Consider the following 17,197-nt stretch of genomic DNA (forward strand, 5'->3'; position numbering starts at 1 on the left):
TCGTCTTTCCTGTTACCGCCGTTCGTGCGACCGACGGTAGCAGTTCCCGTCATTACCCGGTACATCGTGTACCGCCCACCCGGAATCGGCGGGACACAATTCTTCCCGGCATGGTCGACAGCATGAGAGCGGCACAGCGCTACGACCAGGTCGTCATCACCGGGCTGGCGCACCTCGATGCGCCGAACGTCGTGGGCTCCACCGAGCTCGAGGACCGCCTGGGCGACACCCTCGCCCGGCTGCGCATCACCCCCGGCCTGCTCGAGAAGCTCTCGGGCATCGTCGAGCGCCGCGTCTGGGACGAGGGCACGAGGCCCAGCGAGGTCGCCGCGCGGGCCGGCGAGGAGGCCCTGGCGCGCAGCGGCGTCGACCGGGAGGCCATCGGCGCGCTGATCAACACCTCGGTCAGCCGCGACCACCTCGAACCGTCGACCGCGAGCATCGTCCACGGCCGGATGGAACTGCCGCCCGAGGCCGTGAACTTCGACCTCGGCAACGCGTGCCTCGGTTTCCTCAACGGCATGAACCTCGTCGCGACGATGATCGAGCGCGGCGAGATCGACCACGGCCTCGTCGTCGCCGGCGAGACGAGCCTCTTCGCGATGGAGTCGACGATCGCGCGGCTCGCGGGCCCCGAGGCGACGCGCCACATGTTCCACGAGCAGTTCGCCACGTTGACCGTCGGTTCGGGCGCGGTGGCCATGGTGCTCTCGCGCGCCGACGGGCCGGGCGGGCACCGCTTCCTCGGCGGGCTCGGGCGGGCCAGCACCACCGGCAACGCCGACCTGTGCGTCGGGCAGGCCGACGAGATGCGCACCGACACCCGTGGCCTGCTCATGGCCGGCATGGAGCTCGCCGGGCGCACCTGGAAGGAGGCCGTCGACAGCTTCTCCTGGGACGCCGCCGGCTACGACGTGTACTGCCTCCACCAGGTCAGCAAGGTCCACACCCGCGCGGTCGCCGAGCAGCTCCAGCTCGCCGAGGAGCGCTTCCCGTCGCTCTACCCGCGCTTCGGCAACATCGGCCCGGCCGGGGTGCCGACGGTGCTGAGCAAGGCCGTCGAGGACGGCACGGTCTCCGACGGCTCGCGGGTGATGCTCATGGGCGTCGGCAGCGGCATCAACGCGGCGGCGGCCGAGGTGGTCTGGTGATCGGGGCGGTGATGGGGGCGCTGCGCCCGACCCGGTCCCCCGACACCCTGACCGTCCCGGGCCACCCGTCGACGCCCCGGTCGGTCGAGATCGGCGGCCACCGGATGGCCTACGTCGACGAGGGCTCGGGCCCGCCCGTCCTGCTCGTGCACGGCAACCCGACCTGGTCGTTCTACTGGCGCTCGCTGCTGGCCGCGCTCCCGGCCGCGGGGATGCGGGCGATCGCGCCGGACCACATCGGCATGGGCCGCTCCGCGCGCCCGGGCGCCGACGAGTACCCGCACACCCTGCGCCGCCGGGTCGACGACCTGGGCGCGTTCGTCGACGCGCTGGGCCTCGACGAGCCGATCTCCCTCGTCGTCCACGACTGGGGCGGGCCGATCGCGCTGTCCTGGGCCGCGGAGAACGTCGAGCGGCTCGACAAGCTCGTGCTGCTCAACACCGCCGCCTTCCCGCTCCCCGCGGGCCACCGGATCCCGTGGACGCTGCAGGTCGCGCGGCTGCCGGTCGTCGGTGACGTCGCGGTGCGCGGGCTCGGCGCGTTCTCCCGCGGCGCCCTCGTGCTGGGCACCGCCCGGCGCTGGCTGCCGGCCGAGGCCCGCCGCGGCCTGCTCGCGCCGTACGACAGCCCCGCCCACCGGACCGCCGTGCACGCGTTCGTGCAGGACATCCCGACCGACCCCGGCGACCCCGCCCACCCCGTCCTCGAGCGCCTCGCCCGGCGGCTGCCGCTGCTCGACGATCTCCCGGTCCAGGTCTGGTGGGGCATGCAGGACCCGGTGTTCGACGGGCGGATCCTCGCCGAGCTCGAGGCCCGCCTCCCCCGCGCCGAGGTCCACCGCCTCGCCGACGCCGGGCACTACGTGCTCGAGGACGCCGCGGACCGCATCGTGCCGGGCGTGCGGGACTTCCTGGCCGGGCCCGGATGACCGCCGTCGGGTCCCCCGCCTCGCTGGACGACCTGTTCGTCGACCACGCCGCCGCCGACCCCCGCCGGCCCGCCCTCGTGCTCCCCGGGCCGCTCGGGACGCACCGCACCGTCGACTTCGGCACGCTGGCGCGCCGCGTCGAGGACACCGCCGCAGGGCTCGTCGCCGCGGGCATCGGCCCGGGCACCCGCACCGCGCTGCTCGTGCCCCCGATCGCCGACTTCTTCGTCCTCGCCTACGCCCTGCTGCGGGTGCGGGCGGTGCCGGTGGTCGTCGACCCCGGCATCGGGCTCGCGCGGGTGCGGGACTGCCTCGCCGAGGTCGCGCCGGAGGCGTTCGTCGGGGTCGCGAAGGCCCACCTCGCGCGGCGGGCGCTGGGCTGGTGCCCCGACGCGCGGATCGCGGTCACCGCCGGCCCGGTGCCCGTCCCCGGGACCATCGGCGTGCGCCGGCTCGGCCGCGAGGGCGCCCGTCACGCTCCGGTCGCCGTCGCCCCGCCCCCGACCGGCACCCCGGCGGCGATCCTCTTCACCAGCGGCAGCACGGGCCCGCCCAAGGGCGTCGAGCACTCCCCCGCGGGCCTGCTCGCCCAGGCCGGCCTGGTCCGTGACCTCTACGGCCTCGGCCCCGGCGACGTCAGCCTCGCGACCTTCCCGCCGTTCGCCCTGTTCGGCCCGGCGCTGGGCATGACGACCGTCGTCCCGCGCATGGACCCCACGCGCCCGGCGGCGGTCGTGCCCGCGCGGCTCGTGCGCGCCGCCCGGCGCACCGGCGCGACGGTCATGTTCGGCTCCCCCGCCGTGCTCGACCGCCTCGGCCGCGGCGCCCCGGCCGGCACGCTGCTGCCCGACCTGCGGCAGGTCGTGTCGGCCGGCGCGCCCGTCCCCCGCGCCACCCAGCGCCGCGTGCTGGCCCTCCTCGGCGCCGGCGCCCAGGTCCACACCCCGTACGGCGCCACCGAGGCGCTGCCGGTGACGACGATCGGCAGCGACGAGCTCCTCGCCCTGCCCGACGACGGCATCTGCGTCGGGCGCCCGGTGCCCGGCGTCGACGTGACCCTGATCCCCGTCACCGACGGACCGGTCACCTCGGTGGCGGCGGCCGGCGAGGTGCCCCCGGGCGAGGTCGGCGAGGTCGTCGTCCGCGGCCCGGTGATCCGCGCGGGCTACGCCGAGCGCCCCGACGCGACGGCCGCCGCCACGGTCGACTGGGACGGGGTGCCCGCGCACCGCATGGGCGACCTCGCGTCGCTCGACGACCAGGGGCGGCTCTGGTTCGCCGGCCGGGTTGCGCACGTCGTGCACACCGCCGACGGGCCGCTCTACAGCGTGCCGTGCGAGGAGGTGCTCAACCGGCACCCGGCGGTCCGGCGGTCGGCGCTGGTCGGCATCGGCACCCCGGGGGCCCAGCGGCCGGTGCTCGTCGTCGAGCTCGCGACGCCGGGACGGCTGGACGACGCGTTGCGCGCCGAGCTCCTCGGCCTCGCCGCGGACGACCCGCGGACCGCGACCGTCCACACCCTGCTCGAGCACCCCGGCCTGCCCGTCGACCCGCGCCACAACTCGAAGATCGACCGCCCGGCGCTCGCCGCCTGGGCGACCCGGGAGCTGGCGTGAAGGCGCTGGTCACCGGGGGTGGCGGGTTCCTCGGCGGGGCGGTCGTCGACGCCCTGCTGGCGCGCGGGGACACGGTCACCAGCGTCGCCCGCGGCGACTACCCGGACCTGCGCGCCCGCGGCGTGCGCACCGTGCGCGGCGACCTCGCGGACCCCGCGGTGGCGCGCGAGGCCGTGACCGGCGTCGACGTCGTCCTCCACGTCGCCGCGAAGGCCGGCATCGGCGGGCGCACCGCCGACTTCCGCCGCAGCAACGTCGAGGCCACCCGCGTGCTCCTCGACGCGTGCCGGGAGGCGGGCGTGGGGCGGCTGGTGTTCACGAGCACCCCGAGCGTCGTGCACACCGGCGGTGACCTGCACGGCGGCGACGAGTCGCTGCCCTACGCCACGCACTTCGACTCCGCCTACCCGGAGACGAAGGCCGAGGCCGAGCGCCTCGTGCTCGCCGCGGACGGGCCCGACCTCGCCACCGTCGCCCTGCGTCCCCACCTCGTCTGGGGCCCCGGCGACACGCAGCTCGTGCCCCGCATCCTCGACCGCGCGCGGCGCGGGCAGCTGCGCCTGGTCGGCGACGGCTCGTCGGTGGTCGACACGACCTACGTCGCCGACGCGGCGGCGGCCCACCTCGACGCCGCCGACCGCCTCGCGCCCGGGGCCGCCTGCGCCGGGCGGGCGTACTTCATCACCTCGGGGGACCCGCGCCCGATCCGCGAGCTCATCGACGGGATCCTCGGCGCGGGCGGGCTCCCGCCGGTGACCGCCACCGTGCCCCGGCCCGTCGCGGTGGCCGCCGGCGCGGCCGTCGAGGCGGTGTGGTCGCTGCTCGGGCGCACCGACGACCCGCCGATGACCCGGTTCCTCGCCCGCCAGCTCGCCACCGCGCACTGGTTCGACATCGGCGCCGCCCGCCGGGACCTGGGCTACGCGCCGCGGGTCACGCTCGAGGAGGGGTTCGCGCGGCTGGCACGGTCGCTGTCGGCCGCGACGCGACCCGCGACCTGATCAGGGGCCGATCCAGCCGGACCCGTCGGCGTCCCAGGGGCCGGCGGCACCGATCCCGTCGGCGAGGCCCACGCACCGCTCCCCCGCGAAGACGCCCGCGCGGTAGTGGAGGCCGTCGGGGGTGGGGTCGACGGCCAGGGCGACGTCGTAGGTGCGCGGGTGGGCGACCTCGTCGACGTACTGGACGTCCCACGCGACCGGGGCGAGGTCCTCGGGCGGACCGCCGTCGGGGTCGCCGAGCTGCGCGGACTGCCAGGTGGCGACGGCGTCGGCGTACCAGGAGAGCACCGCCACGTTGTTGACGTGCCGGTTGGTGTCGACGTCGGAGATCCGCGTCGTGATCCGGTGCGCGAGGGGGTAGCGGTCGTGCTCGCGGCGCGCGGCCTCCGGGCGGGGAGCGGCGTCGCCGGGCTCGTCGATGGCGAGGGCCGCGAGGTCGGCGCGCAGCTCGTCGGGCAGCTCGCTCGGGCCCGCGCCCGTGGCCAGCACCGTCACCGAGTCGGACACCGCGACGCACCGCTCGCCGGCGAACACGCCGTGGCCCCAGGAGTACGACGACCCGCCGATGCGCCGCACGCCGGAGCCGATGCGGAGGCCGACGCGGAGGTCGACGTCGAGGGTCGTCGGCGCGAGCCGCCGGATCCGCTGGGCGGCGAGCAGGATGCGGAACGGGCCGAAGCCGCCGTCGGCGACCAGCCGGCGGAACCGGGGCAGGACCGCCGCGACCCGCGCCTCCTCGAACCACCGGGCCAGCGCCACCGTCGTCACCCGGCCGTCGCCGCCGAGGTCGGCGTAGCGCGGCGCCAGGGCGCGCGCGACGGGGTAGGCCGACGGGTCGGTCAGCGGGCCCGCGCCGGGCAGGGTCGGGCCGGCGGGGAGCACCGGGGCGGAGTCGGCCATGCGGGTCATCGTCCCCAACCGGGCCCGGCCCGCACCCGGCGCCGCCGACGGGATCACATGTGACGGGCGACCCCGGGGCACCCACGCCGGGTGACCCCGCCCGTGACCTTCCCGCCCGGCTTCTTCGACCGCGCCGACGACGGCGACGACGCCGCCTTCTACGGCCCGCCCCGGCTCGTGCAGCACATCGACGACGGCGCGATCGCCGCGGTCGGCGCGTTCTACGACGAGATCGGGGTCTCCGGCGACGTCCTGGACCTCATGAGCTCGTGGGTCTCGCACCTGCGCACCCGCCCGCGGCACCTCACGGTGCTCGGGATGAACGCCGCCGAGCTCGACGCCAACCCGATGGCCGACGAGCGGGTGGTCCGCGACCTCAACACCGACCCGACGCTGCCCTTCGCCGACGCGTCCTTCGACACCGTCGTCTGCACGGTCTCGATCGACTACCTGACCACGCCGGTCGCGGTGTGCGCCGAGGTCGGCCGCGTCCTGCGACCCGGCGGCGCCTTCGCCCTGACCTTCTCGAACCGCTGCTTCCCCACCAAGGCGATCCGTGGCTGGCTCGCCGCCGACGACCGTCGGCGCGCCGCGATCGTCGCCACCTACCTGCGCGAGGCCGGCGCGTTCGACGAGCCCGTGGCCGAGCGGCGGGCGTCCACCGACGACCCGGTGATCGCGGTGCACGCACGGCGTCGTGCGGAGGGGCTCACTGCCTGACCAGCTCCTCCAGCACCGCGCGGGTGGCGGCGTCGGCGGGCACGAACGACTCCAGCGACAGCTCGTCGAGCGTGACGTCCCAGGCCGCGCCGAAGTGCGTGATCGTCGAGTAGAGCCGCAGGTCGCCCGCCGGGTGCGCGAGGTGCAGCGGCAGCATGACGTGCGCCGCCCCGGCCGCGGCTCCCGTCGGGGCGGGCGGGGCGTAGCCGGTCAGCTCGTCGCGCAGGGCGACGAGGCGCGGGTCGCCGGTGAGGTCGGTGAGGCGCTCGAGGCGGTGCAGCAGGTGCCCGGCCCACTCGGCGAGGTTGCGGACGTGGGGCGCGAGGCCGTCGGGGTGCAGGCTCAGCCGGTAGACGTTGACCGGCGGTGTGAGCAGGGCCGGGTCGAGGAGGGCGAGCAGCGCGCCGCCGGCCCGGTTGGCCATGACGACGTCGCCGCAGCGGTCGACGACGAGCGCGGGGAACGGCTCGTGGCCCGCCAGCAGGTGCTCCAGCGCGCCGCGGACGGCGTCGAGGGCGGCCGCGTCGAGGCGCGACTCGCTGTAGGTCGGGGCGAACCCGGCGGCGAGCAGCAGGGTGTTGCGCTCGCGCAGCGGGACGTCGAGGTGCTCGCACAGGTCGACGAGCAGCTCGCGGCTCGCCCGGGCCCGGCCAGTCTCGACGAAGCTCAGGTGGCGGGTGGAGACGCCGACGTCGAGGGCGAGGTCCATCTGGCTCCGCCGGCGGCGGGTGCGCCAGCCGCGCAGCAGGTCGCCGGGCGCGGGGCGGGACTCGAGCGTGGTCATACCGGTCACGGCCACCGACGCTAGGGCGCGCCGGGGGCGACGGCCATGACCTACGAGGTCATCGACCCGGTTACCCGCACCGACGCAGGCTTCTCCCCGACAAGCCGCACCGGCCCCGAGGAGGACCCCATGAGCGCCCCGACCACCCCGACCACCGCCGCCCCCACCACCGGCACCCACCGCGGCCTGCGGGCGGTCCTGCGCCTCGACGCCGCCGCGTCCGGGGCCCTCGGGATCGCCGCCGCCGCGGGCGCCGGGGTCCTCGACACCTGGCTGGGCCTGTCGAGTCCGCTGCTGCTCGGGGTGGGCGTGTTCCTCGTCGTCTACGCCGCCGGGCTGGTCGCGCTCGCCGCGCGGCCGGTGGTTCCCCGCCCCCTGACCTGGGTCGTCGTGCTCGGCAACAGCGCCTGGGTGCTGATGAGCGTCGCGCTCGTCGTCGGCGCCTGGGAGCAGCTGACCGTGCTCGGCGCGGTGGTCGTCCTCGCCCAGGCCGCCGCGGTGGCCGTGTTCGCCGACCTGCAGTGGGCGACGGGGCTGCGCCGACCCTGATCCCGGGTCGCGTCCGGCGGTTACTGGCTCGTATCGCTCGCCCGGCGAGGGATACGAGCCAGTAACCACGTGTCAGGCGCGCCGGGAGAGCCGCGGCCGGCGCCAGGGCCGCGGGAAGCCGAAGCGCACCGACACCCCGGGCGAGGCGGCGACGTGGTCGGGCGGCCGCCCCGCGAGGTCGGGGAAGCCGGCCGCGTCGAGCAGGGTGTCGTCGAGCTCGCGCAGCTCGGCGTGGTGCAGCGGCCAGGGCTCGTGGACGTTCGGGACGTACCAGTCGACGCCGAGGTGGCGCTCGTGCAGCCCCCAGCGGGCGGTGAGGAAGTCCTCGAGCGGGCCGGCGGGCATCGGGGAGCCCACCCGGATCCGCACCCGGCTCGCGTGCGGCCGCTCGGTGACGTAGGTCCGCTCGTCGGCGGCGTCGGCGATGTCCATCGACGCCCAGCGGTACGGCAGCCCGAACGCCGCCCGCGCGCCGGCGACCACCGCGAGCCGCGAGGCGTCGAGGCTGCGGAACACGATGCCCCGGACCCCGCGCTCGTCGACGGTGTAGAGCCGCACGTTGGTCTCGGGGAACGTGCCCAGCCACGGGATCGACGGCCCGCGCAGCACCCCGGCGCCGACCATGCGGAACGGCACGAGCCCCACCCAGGTCACGCCGTCGTGGACGTCGGGGTGCACCCCGGGCGGGAGCAGCGGCGCGACCGCCGACGGCGCGACCGCCCAGTGCAGGAAGGCGACGTCGCACCAGCGCTGGGTCATCATCGTCGGGCCCGTGTAGCCAGGGGCGTCGCGGGTGACGGGCTCGATCGGGGCGCTCACGTCCGGGTCATCCCCGCAGCGGACGGCCCCCACGCATCTCCGCCGCGAGACGGAGGCGGACGCGAGCGCCTGCCCGCCGACGCGAGCCCGAAGTCCGCGATCGAGAAGCTCCAGGGCCAGGTGCTCGACCCCCTGATGGCCGGCCTCGTCCACGACGGCGCGCTGCGCCTCGAGGAGCGGGCGTTCCTCGGGATCCCCCGCTCCCCCCGCTACCCCGCCGCCGACCGCACGCGTCGCGACGCGGCGGTCGCCCGGCTGCGGGCCGTCCTCGTCGACGGCGCCGCGCCGACCCAGGACGACGCCGCGCTCGTGGCGCTCGTCCGCGCGGTCAAGGCCGAGGACAAGCTGCTCGACGCGCCGCGCCGCGAGCTGCGGGACCGCAGCAAGGTCATCGCCGAGGGCGAGTGGGCCGGCGAGGCCGTCCGGCGCGCCATCGCCGACGTCCACGCCGCCGTGGCCGCCGCCGCGGGCGCGGGCGCGGTGGCGGCGAGCAGCTGAGGCACACGGGCGGGAACGGACGGGAACAACGCCCGCGGCCCGCCGGGTTGTCCCTGGCACGTCCCGCTCCCGTCCCAGGAGGTCCTCGTGGCCCTGACGATGTTCGGTGGCCCGCTGTCGCGGAAGGTCCCCGAGACCCGCACGTTCACGGTCGAGGGCCCCGCGCACTCGCTGCTGCTCGAGCCGTTCACGCGGCGCGTGCGGGCCGAGGTCGACGGGGTCACCGTCCTCGACACCACCGACGGCGCCCTGCTCTACGAGACCGGGCTGCCCCCGCAGCTCTACGTGCCCGAGGCGGACCTGCGCGCCGACCTCCTCGAGCCCAGCGACACCGTCACCCACTGCCCCTTCAAGGGCGACGCGACCTACCGCTCGCTGCGCGTCGGCGACCGCGTGGTCACCGACGCGGTCTGGGCCTACCCGGACCCCAAGCCCGAGACGTCCTGGCTCGCCGGGCGCGCGGTGCTCGCCGTCGAGGCCGCCGACCGGTGGCTCGACGAGGACGACGAGGTCATCGGGCGCCTGCCCGACCCCTACCACCGCGTGAGCCTCCGGAACACCAGCCGCCACGTCGCCGTCACGACCACCGACGGCGTGTCCGTCGCCGACGCCGCGAGCGGGGCGATCCTGCTCGGCGAGACCGGGCTGGTCGACCGGCTCTACCTGCCGCGCGAGGCCGTCGCGGCGACCCTCGAGCCGTCCGGGAAGCGCACGGCCTGCCCGTACAAGGGCTACGCGACCTACTACTCGGTGCGCCTGCCCGACGGTCGCGTGCTCGCCGACGCCGCCTGGTCGTACGAGACCCCGACCGACGAGTCGCGAGCCATCGAGGGCCTCGTGTCCTTCGACCACGACGAGCTCACGGTGACCGCGAGCGTCAGCCGCTGATCACTCCGGCACGGGCTCGGTCGCGGGTTCCGGGGCGGGTGCGGTGACGGGCCCGGTGGCGGGCTCGGTGGCGGGCTCGGTGGCGGGCTCGGCACCGCGCTCGACCGACGCGTCGCGCAGCACCTGCGCCTGCCCGGCGTAGCGGGCGGTCTCGGTGATGAGGTGGAGCAGGATCCAGCGCAGCTCGATGTGCCCGCGCCGGTCGTCGCGGACGGCGTCGTCCAGCGATTCGGCGCCGGCGAGCGCGTCGCGCCCCTTCTCGCACGCCTCGAGGTAGGCGCCGACCACTTCCTGGGGCGTCTCGACGTCGGCGAGGCGGTAGCCGGGCTCCTCGTCGTCGACGTAGCTCGGGATGTGGCGGCCGCCCCGTCCGCCCCAGCGCTCCACCAGCCAGGTGCGCTCGACCTCGGTGAGGTGCTTGACGATCGCGAGCAGGCTCGGGCCGTCGGCCGGGACCCGCCGCCGCAGGGTGGCCTCGTCCAGCCCGTCGAGGGCCACGACGACCAGCGCGCGGAAGTAGTCGAGCCAACCCTCGAGCGCCTCGCGCTCGTCGGCCACCTCGGGCGGGGACGGGCGGCGCTGCAGGGGCGCTTGGAACAGCACCGGCTCTCCCGGAGTCGTCTCGCTCACACCTGACACACCGTCTGTCGTCGGTCGGACGCGGAACGTTACACCCGCGGGTGGCGCCTATTCCTCCACGAGGCGCTCGAGGGCGGGCAGGGCCGCCTCCAGGGCCGCGCGCTGCTCGGGGTCGAGCCGGTCGAGGCGCTGCGCCAGCGAGGCCGTCCGCTCGGTGCGGATGCGCCGGATGGCGTCGTGGCCCTTGTCCGACAGGTGGACCAGCGCCGACCGCGCGTCCTGCGGGTCGGGTGTGCGCACGAGCAGGCCCGCGTCGTCGAGGGCGGCCAGCACCCGGCTCATCGTCGGCGGGGTGACCGCCTCGCGGCGGGCGAGCTCGGAGAGCCGCAGCGGGGCGTGGTCCTCGAGCGTGGCCAGCACGGACGTCTGCAGCGGGGGCAGCGCGGCGGCCGAGTCGACCCGGATGCGGCGGTTGAGACGGCCGACGGCCAGCCGCAGGCGCGACGGCAGGTCGGGATCGGACGATCCGGACCCACCGGACGACCCCCTGCGCGGCTCGGCCTGGGTCCCGGTGGCGGAAGTGGACATACCGCATGGTCCCACGAGCGGGGCCCGTGCCGGTGGAGGCGCCGGCCTCACCGCCGATCCCGACGACGGATCTCAGAGCTTGCGGAGCCGGATCCGCCGCACGGTGTGGTCGCCGCCCTTGGTGAGCACGAGGTCGGCCCGCGAGCGGGTCGGGGCGATGTTCTGGCGCAGGTTCGGGCCGTTGATCTCGTCCCAGATCGTGCCGGCCCGCGCCCGCGCGGTGTCCTCGTCCATCTCGGCGTAGCGGCGGAAGTAGGACGCCGGGTCGCGGAAGGCCGTCTCGCGCAGCGCCAGGAAGCGCTCGACGTACCAGCGCCGCACGTCGCCGGGGTGGGCGTCGACGTAGACGGAGAAGTCGATGAGGTCCGAGACGGCCAGCGCGCTCGCCCGCTCGCCGGTCTGCGGCGCGGGCTGGAGCACGTTGAGGCCCTCGAGCACGAGGATGTCCGGCCGCGAGACCACCCGCTGCTCGTCGAGGACGTCGTAGACGAGGTGCGAGTAGACCGGCACCGGCACCTCGGGCTTGCCGGCCTTGATGTCCGAGACGAACCGCAGCAGCGCGCGCCGGTCGTAGGACTCCGGGAAGCCCTTGCGCCCCATCAGCCCCCGCCGCTCGAGCTCGGCGTTGGGGTGCAGGAAGCCGTCGGTGGTGACGAGGGCGACGTCGGGGTGGTCCGACCAGCGCGCCAGCAGCAGGCGCAGCAGCCGCGCGGTCGTCGACTTGCCGACCGACACCGAACCGGCGATGCCGATGACGAACGGCGTCGCCTCCTCGTCCTGGCGCAGGAAGGTGCGGTAGGCGTCGAGCAGGCCCGCGTTGGCGCGCACGTGCAGGTCGAGCAGGCGCGACACCGGCAGGTAGACGTCGCGGACCTCGTCGAGGTCGACCGGGTCGCCCAGCGACCGCAGCTCCTCGAGCTCCTCGGCCGTCAGGGGCACCGCGCTCGTGTCGCGCAGCTGGGCCCACGACGCGCGGTCGAAGTCGACGAACGGGCTACCGCTCACGAGCGCGGCCCCGCTCCGCCACGCACGCTGCCGCTCACGAGACCCTCGCCGGCGAGGCTCCGTCGCACATGGCGGGACATTGTTCTCGCGGCCGTGGGGTCCCCCGCCAGCGCGTGCGGCGCAGGTCACCGAACCGATCCGCTACCCGTGCTGCTGGGCCGTCGACACCAGGGCGTACTCCACCACGCACACCTCGGGCGGCAGGCCCAGCACGTGCACCACCGCGGCGGCGACGTGCTCGGGCGTCAGGCCCAGCGCCTGCATCCGCTCGCGGAAGGACACGACGTCGGGACGCCCCGGTTCGTCGGCCGCGAGCAGCTCGGTGGCCACGAAGCCGGGCGCGACCGTGGTGACCCGCACGCCGCGCGGGCCCACCTCGCGGCGCAGGGTCTCGTCGACGGCGTGGGCGGCGAACTTGCTCGCCGCGTACACCCCGCCCGCGGCGGTGGGGATGCGCCGCCCGGACATCGACGAGATCGTCACGAAGCTGCTGCCCGCGTCGAGGTGGGGCAGCGCCGCGTGGGCCGTCGCGAGCAGGCCCCCGACGTTGACCTCGAACACCTCGCGCCAGCGCGCCGGGTCCGTCTCCCCCACCGCGCCGACGTGCATCGTCCCGGCCGCGGCCACCACCGCGTCGAGCCCGCCGAGGTCCCGCGCGAGCCGGTCGACGGCGTCGGTGACCGCCGTCGCGTCCGTGACGTCGGCCGCGGCGGCGTGCCCCCCGACCTCGGCCGCCAGGGCCTCGAGGCGATCCGCGCGCCGGGCCAGCAGCCCGACGGTGGCCCCGGCGTCGGCGGCGGCCCGCGCCACGGCCGCCCCGATGCCCGACGACGCGCCCGTGACCAGCACCCGCCGGCCCTCCAGTGCACCCACGGCGATCACCGTAGAGGGCGCCGTCGGTGCCCGCGGCTACGCTCGACGCCATGGCGAACGTGGCGACGAACGACCGGGTCTCCCGCGAGGAGCTCGACGCGTTCCTGCGCACGCGGCACAAGGCGATCGTCGTCACCCACCGCCGCGACGGGGGCGAGCAGACCTCCCCGGTGACGCTCGGCATCGACGCCGACGGCCGCCTGCTCGTGTCGACCTACCCGGAGCGGGCGAAGGTCGGCAACGTCCGGCGCGACCCCCGGGTGGCCATGTGCGTGCTGTCCGACGACTTCGACGGCCCCTGGGTGCACGTCGAGGGCACCGCCGAGGTGCTCGACCTGCCCGACGCGCTCGAGCCGCTGTGCGAGTACTTCCGCTCGATCTCGGGCGAGCACCCCGACTGGGACGAGTACCGCGAGGCGATGGCGAAGCAGGGCAAGTCGCTGATCCGGCTGACCGTGCAGCGCTGGGGACCGATCGCCACGGGCGGCTTCCCGGCCCGGTTGACCCGGTTGACGTCGGGCTGAGGCGGGGACTCGGTCGACCGTGGACGTCCTCCTGTCGGTGCTGGGCCTGGTCGGGTTCGTCGCCGTCACCTTCACGACGGCGATCTTCGTCGCCGCCGAGTTCTCCCTGACCAGCCTCGAACGCAGCCAGATCGACAACCACGTCGCCGAGGTGGGCGACCGGCGGGCCAAGGTCGTCCAGCGGGCCCACCGCAACCTGTCGTTCGAGCTCTCGGGCGCCCAGCTCGGCATCACCATCACCACGCTGATCACCGGCTACCTCTCCGAGCCCGCGATCGCGACGCTGATCTCCCCGCTGCTCGAGGACGTCGGCCTGCCCCCGGGCGCGGCCGGCGGCACCGCCTCGATCATCGCGCTGATCGTCGCCACGGCCCTGTCGATGACCTTCGGCGAGCTCGTCCCCAAGAACCTCGCGATCGCGCGGCCGATGGGCACCGCGCGGATGGTCGCCGGGCTGCAGGCCGGCTTCTCCCGGATCTTCTCCTTCTTCATCGGCGGGCTGAACGGGTCGGCCAACTGGATCGTGCGCCGGCTCGGGATCGAGCCCGCCGAGGAGCTGCGCTCGGCGCGCTCGCCGCAGGAGCTCGGCTCCCTGGTGGCCACGAGCGCGCAGCAGGGCACGCTCGACGAGGGCACCGCGGAGGTCATGGCGCGCTCGCTGCGGGTCAGCGAGCGCCGCGCCGACGAGCTGATGACCCCGCGGGTGCGCGTCGAGGCGCTCTCGCAGGACGACACGGTGGACGACCTGCTCGCCGCCACCGTGCGCACCGGCTTCTCCCGCTTCCCCGTCGTCGACCGCGACCTCGACGACATCAAGGGCGTCGTCCACGTCAAGCAGGCCTTCTCCGAGCCCCGGGCCCGGCGCGCCACCACCAAGCTGCGCAACCTCATGCGCACCGCCACGACGGTGCCCGACTCCCTCGACGGCGACGAGCTGCTCGACCGCCTGCGCGGCGCCGGGCTGCAGATGGCGCTGGTGGTCGACGAGTACGGCGGCACCGCGGGCATCGTCACGCTCGAGGACCTCGTCGAGGAGATCGTCGGCGACGTCCGCGACGAGCACGACCGCGGCGAGGCGGCCCGCGTGCGCGACGAGGGGCCCGACAGCTGGATCGTCTCCGGGATGCTGCGCCCGGACGAGCTCGAGGACCTCGTCGGCTGGGGATTCCCGGAGAACGAGGTCTACGAGACGCTCGCGGGCTACGTCGTCGCCGAGCTCCAGCGCCTGGCCAACGTCGGGGACGCCGTCACCCACGACGACTGGCAGCTCATCGTGACGCGCGTCGACGGCCGGCGGATCAGCGAGGTCCGGGTCGTCCGCCCGCCCCAGGTCGAGCCGGCCGCGGTCACCGCGAGCGGCGTGGAGGAGGGCTCGTGAGCGACTACGTCGCGCTGCTGCTGATGATCGCGCTGCTCGGGGGCAACGCGTTCTTCGTCGGCGCCGAGTTCTCGCTGATCTCCGCGCGCCGCGACCGCCTCGAGGCCCTGCAGGCCGAGGGCACGGCCGGCGCGGCCACGGTGCTGCGCGCCTCCGAGCACCTGTCGATGATGCTCGCGGCCGCCCAGCTCGGGATCACGATCTGCTCGCTGGCCCTCGGCTCGCTCGGCGAGCCCGCGGTGGCCCACCAGCTCGAGGCCGTCCTCGAGCCCCTCGGCGTGCCGACCGTGGTGACCCGCGCCCTCTCGTTCGCCATCGCGCTGGCGATCGTGACGATCCTGCACATCGTCATCGGCGAGATGGTGCCCAAGAACATCGCCATCGCCGGCCCGGAGCGCACCTCGCTGTGGCTGGTGCCCGCGCTGGTGGCGTTCCTCAAGGTCACCCGGCCGGTCATCGTGGTGCTGAACTGGTGCGCGAACCACGTCCTGCGCCTGTTCGGCGTCACCCCCGTCGACGAGCGGGAGGCGGCGTACACGCCGCAGGAGATCGCCGAGATGCTCTCGGAGTCGCGCCGCGAGGGGCTGCTCGACGCCTCGCAGACCCGCCGGCTCACCCAGGCGCTGAGCTCCGCGGAGCACACCGTCGCCGACGTCATGATCCCGCTCGACCGCGTCACCGTCCTGCCGCCGAACCCCACGGTCGGCGCGGTCGAGGAGGCCGTCGCGCGCACCGGGTTCTCCCGCTTCCCCGTGCAGGCCCCGCTGGGTCCCGACGCCCACCCGCGCCTGGACACCCACCGCCACGAGCTCGGCACGACGCCGATCACCCCGGACGCGCCCGGCGAGGACGACGACCACGAGCCGGTGGTCGCCCTCGACGGGTACCTGCACGTCAAGGACGTGCTCGACCTCGGGGACGTCGACGGCGACGGCCGGTCCGACGACGAGGCCGGCGACCAGCCCGTCCCGGCCGACCGGGTCCGGGCCCTGCCCGAGCTGGCGCTCTCCGCGCCGGTGGACGAGGCGCTGGCGGCCCTGCGCCGCGAGGGCTCGCACCTCGCGCGGGCCGTCGACGAGGAGGGCTCCACGGTGGGCCTGGTCGCCCTGGAGGACCTCGTCGAGGAGTACGTGGGCACGGTGCGCGACAGCACGCACGTGTACCGGTCGTCGGGGGCACGCACGTGACCGGTGACGTGACCGGTGCCGACACCTCGCCGATCCGCTCCGACGTCCTCGTCGTCGGCGGCGGCATCAGCGGCGTCGCCTGCGCGCGGGCGCTCCTCGCGGCCGGCACGCCCGTCCGCGTGCTGGAGCGGTCGAACCGGGTCGGCGGGCGGTTGACGAGCCGGCCGCTGCCCGACGGCGCGTCCGAGCACGTCGTGGACCTCGGCGCCGCCTACTTCACGGTGCGCGACGAGGAGTTCTCGGCCGTCGTCGACGACTGGCACGCCCGCGGGCTCGCCCGCCCCTGGACCGACACGCTCGCGAGCCACGACGCCGACGGCACTTGGTCGTCGAAGCAGGGCCCGCAGCGGTGGTGCGCGCCGGGCGGGCTGCGCTCGCTGGTCGCCGACCTCGCCGAGGGCCTCGACGTCGCCACCGGGCACACGGTCGAGGCCGTCACCCCCGGCCCCGCGGTCGACGGGCTCGCGGCCCGGGCGGTCGTGCTCGCGATGCCCGACCCGCAGGCCGCCCGCCTGCTGCACCCCGCGCTGCGGGCGGCCGAGCTCGTCGCCGACCGGACGTGGGAGCCGGTGATCTCGGTGGCCCTCGGCTACGGGCACCGCAGCTGGGAGCGGTTCGCGGCGGCGTTCGTCAACGGGCACCCCGACGTCGACCTCGTCGCCGACGACGGCGACCGGCGCGGCGACGGCGCCCCGGTGCTCGTCGCGCACACCAGCAGCGCCCGGGCCCGGCGCCACCTCGACGACCCCGACGGCGCGATCGCACCCGTGGTCGCGGCGGTCGCCGAGCTGCTCGGCCTGGACGACGCGCCGGCCTGGACCCACGCCCACCGCTGGTCCTACGCGAGCCCCGCAGAGCCCCGCGAGGACGACTTCGCGCTCACCGACGACCTCGTCGGGCTGTGCGGCGACGGCTGGGGCAGCCCGAAGGTCGAGACGGCCTGGCGCTCGGGCACCCTGCTCGGCCGGGCCGTCGCGGACCGCCTGTCCCGCTGATCCGCCTGGTCGATCGCCCACCGGATCGCCGCTGACCGGGCCTGCCGACGGCACGGCGCCACGACGAGCGGTCCCTCCGTCGCGCCCCGTGACCGCCGACCGCGCGGTGCTCCCCGCCCGCCGTGGGGCAGGCAACCCCGCCGGATCCCCGCGTCCGGTTCGTCTACTGTCGCTCACGGAACGGTTACGAGCAGGTCACGGCTCCCCCGACGG

19 protein-coding genes are annotated in these 17,197 nt (G+C 75.8%); 12 read left to right on the forward strand and 7 right to left on the reverse strand.

Annotated elements, in window-relative coordinates:
- The first annotated feature begins 122 nt into the window (after positions 1–122).
- The 4 genes from PH190_RS27810 to PH190_RS27825 are packed head-to-tail and all read left to right on the forward strand — an operon-like array spanning position 123 to position 4,697.
- Entirely contained in the window at positions 123–1,151 is a 1,029-nt protein-coding gene (locus PH190_RS27810) for a 3-oxoacyl-ACP synthase III (protein ID WP_274234786.1), read from the forward strand.
- A complete protein-coding gene (locus tag PH190_RS27815; RefSeq protein ID WP_274234787.1) occupies positions 1,148–2,080 on the forward strand; it encodes an alpha/beta fold hydrolase in 933 nt (310 codons plus the stop codon). The genes PH190_RS27810 and PH190_RS27815 overlap by 4 nt, the downstream gene beginning before the upstream one ends.
- Positions 2,077–3,696, forward strand: a complete 1,620-nt coding sequence (locus PH190_RS27820) for a fatty acid CoA ligase family protein (protein ID WP_274234788.1) — start codon at positions 2,077–2,079, stop codon at positions 3,694–3,696. The genes PH190_RS27815 and PH190_RS27820 overlap by 4 nt, the downstream gene beginning before the upstream one ends.
- Positions 3,693–4,697 (forward strand): NAD-dependent epimerase/dehydratase family protein, encoded by a 1,005-nt coding sequence (locus PH190_RS27825; protein ID WP_274234789.1) that lies wholly within the window; start codon positions 3,693–3,695, stop codon positions 4,695–4,697. Before PH190_RS27820 ends, PH190_RS27825 begins: the two co-directional genes overlap by 4 nt.
- Here PH190_RS27825 and PH190_RS27830 read toward each other — a convergent pair whose 3' ends face one another.
- On the reverse strand, positions 4,698–5,597 hold the full coding sequence (locus tag PH190_RS27830; protein WP_274234790.1) for an acyl-ACP thioesterase domain-containing protein: 900 nt from the start codon (positions 5,595–5,597) through the stop codon (positions 4,698–4,700).
- A 90-nt stretch (positions 5,598–5,687) separates the two neighbouring features.
- Here PH190_RS27830 and PH190_RS27835 point away from each other — a divergent pair, with 90 nt between their 5' ends.
- The gene (locus tag PH190_RS27835; RefSeq protein WP_274234791.1) at positions 5,688–6,317 is read left to right on the forward strand and encodes a class I SAM-dependent methyltransferase; all 630 of its coding nucleotides are present in this window, start codon (positions 5,688–5,690) and stop codon (positions 6,315–6,317) included.
- Here PH190_RS27835 and PH190_RS27840 read toward each other — a convergent pair.
- Complete coding sequence (locus PH190_RS27840) at positions 6,307–7,101, reverse strand: MmyB family transcriptional regulator (protein WP_274234839.1); 795 nt, start codon at positions 7,099–7,101, stop codon at positions 6,307–6,309. The two genes, PH190_RS27835 and PH190_RS27840, sit on opposite strands and share 11 nt — an antisense overlap.
- Positions 7,102–7,230: 129 nt before the next feature.
- Between PH190_RS27840 and PH190_RS27845 the strand changes: the two genes are divergently transcribed.
- Positions 7,231–7,650: a hypothetical protein gene (locus PH190_RS27845; RefSeq protein ID WP_274234792.1), complete on the forward strand. Its 420-nt coding sequence runs from the start codon at positions 7,231–7,233 to the stop codon at positions 7,648–7,650.
- A 72-nt stretch (positions 7,651–7,722) separates the two neighbouring features.
- On the opposite strand, the gene PH190_RS27850 is transcribed toward PH190_RS27845, so the two are convergent.
- Positions 7,723–8,469, reverse strand: coding sequence for a YqjF family protein (locus PH190_RS27850; RefSeq protein ID WP_274234793.1), 747 nt, complete (start codon positions 8,467–8,469; stop codon positions 7,723–7,725).
- Here PH190_RS27850 and PH190_RS27855 point away from each other — a divergent pair.
- On the forward strand, positions 8,374–8,967 hold the full coding sequence (locus PH190_RS27855; protein ID WP_274234794.1) for a GOLPH3/VPS74 family protein: 594 nt from the start codon (positions 8,374–8,376) through the stop codon (positions 8,965–8,967). The two genes, PH190_RS27850 and PH190_RS27855, sit on opposite strands and share 96 nt — an antisense overlap.
- 87 nt (positions 8,968–9,054) lie before the next feature.
- Positions 9,055–9,855 (forward strand): DUF427 domain-containing protein, encoded by an 801-nt coding sequence (locus tag PH190_RS27860; protein WP_274234795.1) that lies wholly within the window; start codon positions 9,055–9,057, stop codon positions 9,853–9,855.
- Here the strand turns inward: PH190_RS27860 and PH190_RS27865 are convergent, their stop codons facing one another.
- The 4 genes from PH190_RS27865 to PH190_RS27880 form a co-directional block, all read right to left on the reverse strand.
- Entirely contained in the window at positions 9,856–10,485 is a 630-nt protein-coding gene (locus tag PH190_RS27865; RefSeq protein WP_274234796.1) for a DinB family protein, read from the reverse strand.
- Positions 10,486–10,542: 57 nt separating this feature from the next.
- Positions 10,543–11,022, reverse strand: a complete 480-nt coding sequence (locus tag PH190_RS27870; protein ID WP_274234797.1) for a MarR family transcriptional regulator — start codon at positions 11,020–11,022, stop codon at positions 10,543–10,545.
- 72 nt (positions 11,023–11,094) lie between these two features.
- Entirely contained in the window at positions 11,095–12,027 is a 933-nt protein-coding gene (gene coaA, locus PH190_RS27875) for a type I pantothenate kinase (RefSeq protein ID WP_274234798.1), read from the reverse strand.
- Between the two features lie 141 nt (positions 12,028–12,168).
- Positions 12,169–12,900 carry an SDR family oxidoreductase gene (locus PH190_RS27880; protein ID WP_274234799.1) on the reverse strand — a complete coding sequence of 244 codons (732 nt, stop codon included), beginning with the start codon at positions 12,898–12,900 and terminating at the stop codon, positions 12,169–12,171.
- Between the two features lie 50 nt (positions 12,901–12,950).
- Here PH190_RS27880 and PH190_RS27885 point away from each other — a divergent pair, with 50 nt between their 5' ends.
- Genes PH190_RS27885 through PH190_RS27900 form a run of 4 tightly spaced genes read left to right on the forward strand, consistent with a single transcriptional unit; the run spans position 12,951 to position 16,984 of the window.
- Positions 12,951–13,424, forward strand: coding sequence for a PPOX class F420-dependent oxidoreductase (locus PH190_RS27885; RefSeq protein WP_274234800.1), 474 nt, complete (start codon positions 12,951–12,953; stop codon positions 13,422–13,424).
- A 19-nt stretch (positions 13,425–13,443) separates the two neighbouring features.
- Entirely contained in the window at positions 13,444–14,802 is a 1,359-nt protein-coding gene (locus PH190_RS27890) for a hemolysin family protein (protein WP_274234801.1), read from the forward strand.
- A complete protein-coding gene (locus PH190_RS27895; RefSeq protein WP_274234802.1) occupies positions 14,799–15,989 on the forward strand; it encodes a hemolysin family protein in 1,191 nt (396 codons plus the stop codon). The genes PH190_RS27890 and PH190_RS27895 overlap by 4 nt, the downstream gene beginning before the upstream one ends.
- Positions 15,986–16,984, forward strand: coding sequence for an NAD(P)/FAD-dependent oxidoreductase (locus tag PH190_RS27900; RefSeq protein ID WP_274234803.1), 999 nt, complete (start codon positions 15,986–15,988; stop codon positions 16,982–16,984). Before PH190_RS27895 ends, PH190_RS27900 begins: the two co-directional genes overlap by 4 nt.
- The last annotated feature ends 213 nt before the right edge of the window (positions 16,985–17,197 follow it).

The organism is Actinomycetospora straminea (assembly GCF_028737255.1).
GTDB lineage: Bacteria > Actinomycetota > Actinomycetes > Mycobacteriales > Pseudonocardiaceae > Actinomycetospora > Actinomycetospora straminea.

Excerpts from the sequence above, each read along its gene's own strand:
- PH190_RS27830 (WP_274234790.1), bottom strand. The coding sequence starts at position 5,597 with ATGGCCGACTCCGCCCCGGTGCTCCCCGCCGGCCCGACCCTGCCCGGC.
- PH190_RS27885 (WP_274234800.1), top strand. The coding sequence starts at position 12,951 with ATGGCGAACGTGGCGACGAACGACCGGGTCTCCCGCGAGGAGCTCGAC.
- PH190_RS27870 (WP_274234797.1), bottom strand. The coding sequence starts at position 11,022 with ATGTCCACTTCCGCCACCGGGACCCAGGCCGAGCCGCGCAGGGGGTCG.
- PH190_RS27810 (WP_274234786.1), top strand. The coding sequence starts at position 123 with ATGAGAGCGGCACAGCGCTACGACCAGGTCGTCATCACCGGGCTGGCG.
- PH190_RS27820 (WP_274234788.1), top strand. The coding sequence starts at position 2,077 with ATGACCGCCGTCGGGTCCCCCGCCTCGCTGGACGACCTGTTCGTCGAC.
- PH190_RS27845 (WP_274234792.1), top strand. The coding sequence starts at position 7,231 with ATGAGCGCCCCGACCACCCCGACCACCGCCGCCCCCACCACCGGCACC.
- PH190_RS27840 (WP_274234839.1), bottom strand. The coding sequence starts at position 7,101 with ATGACCACGCTCGAGTCCCGCCCCGCGCCCGGCGACCTGCTGCGCGGC.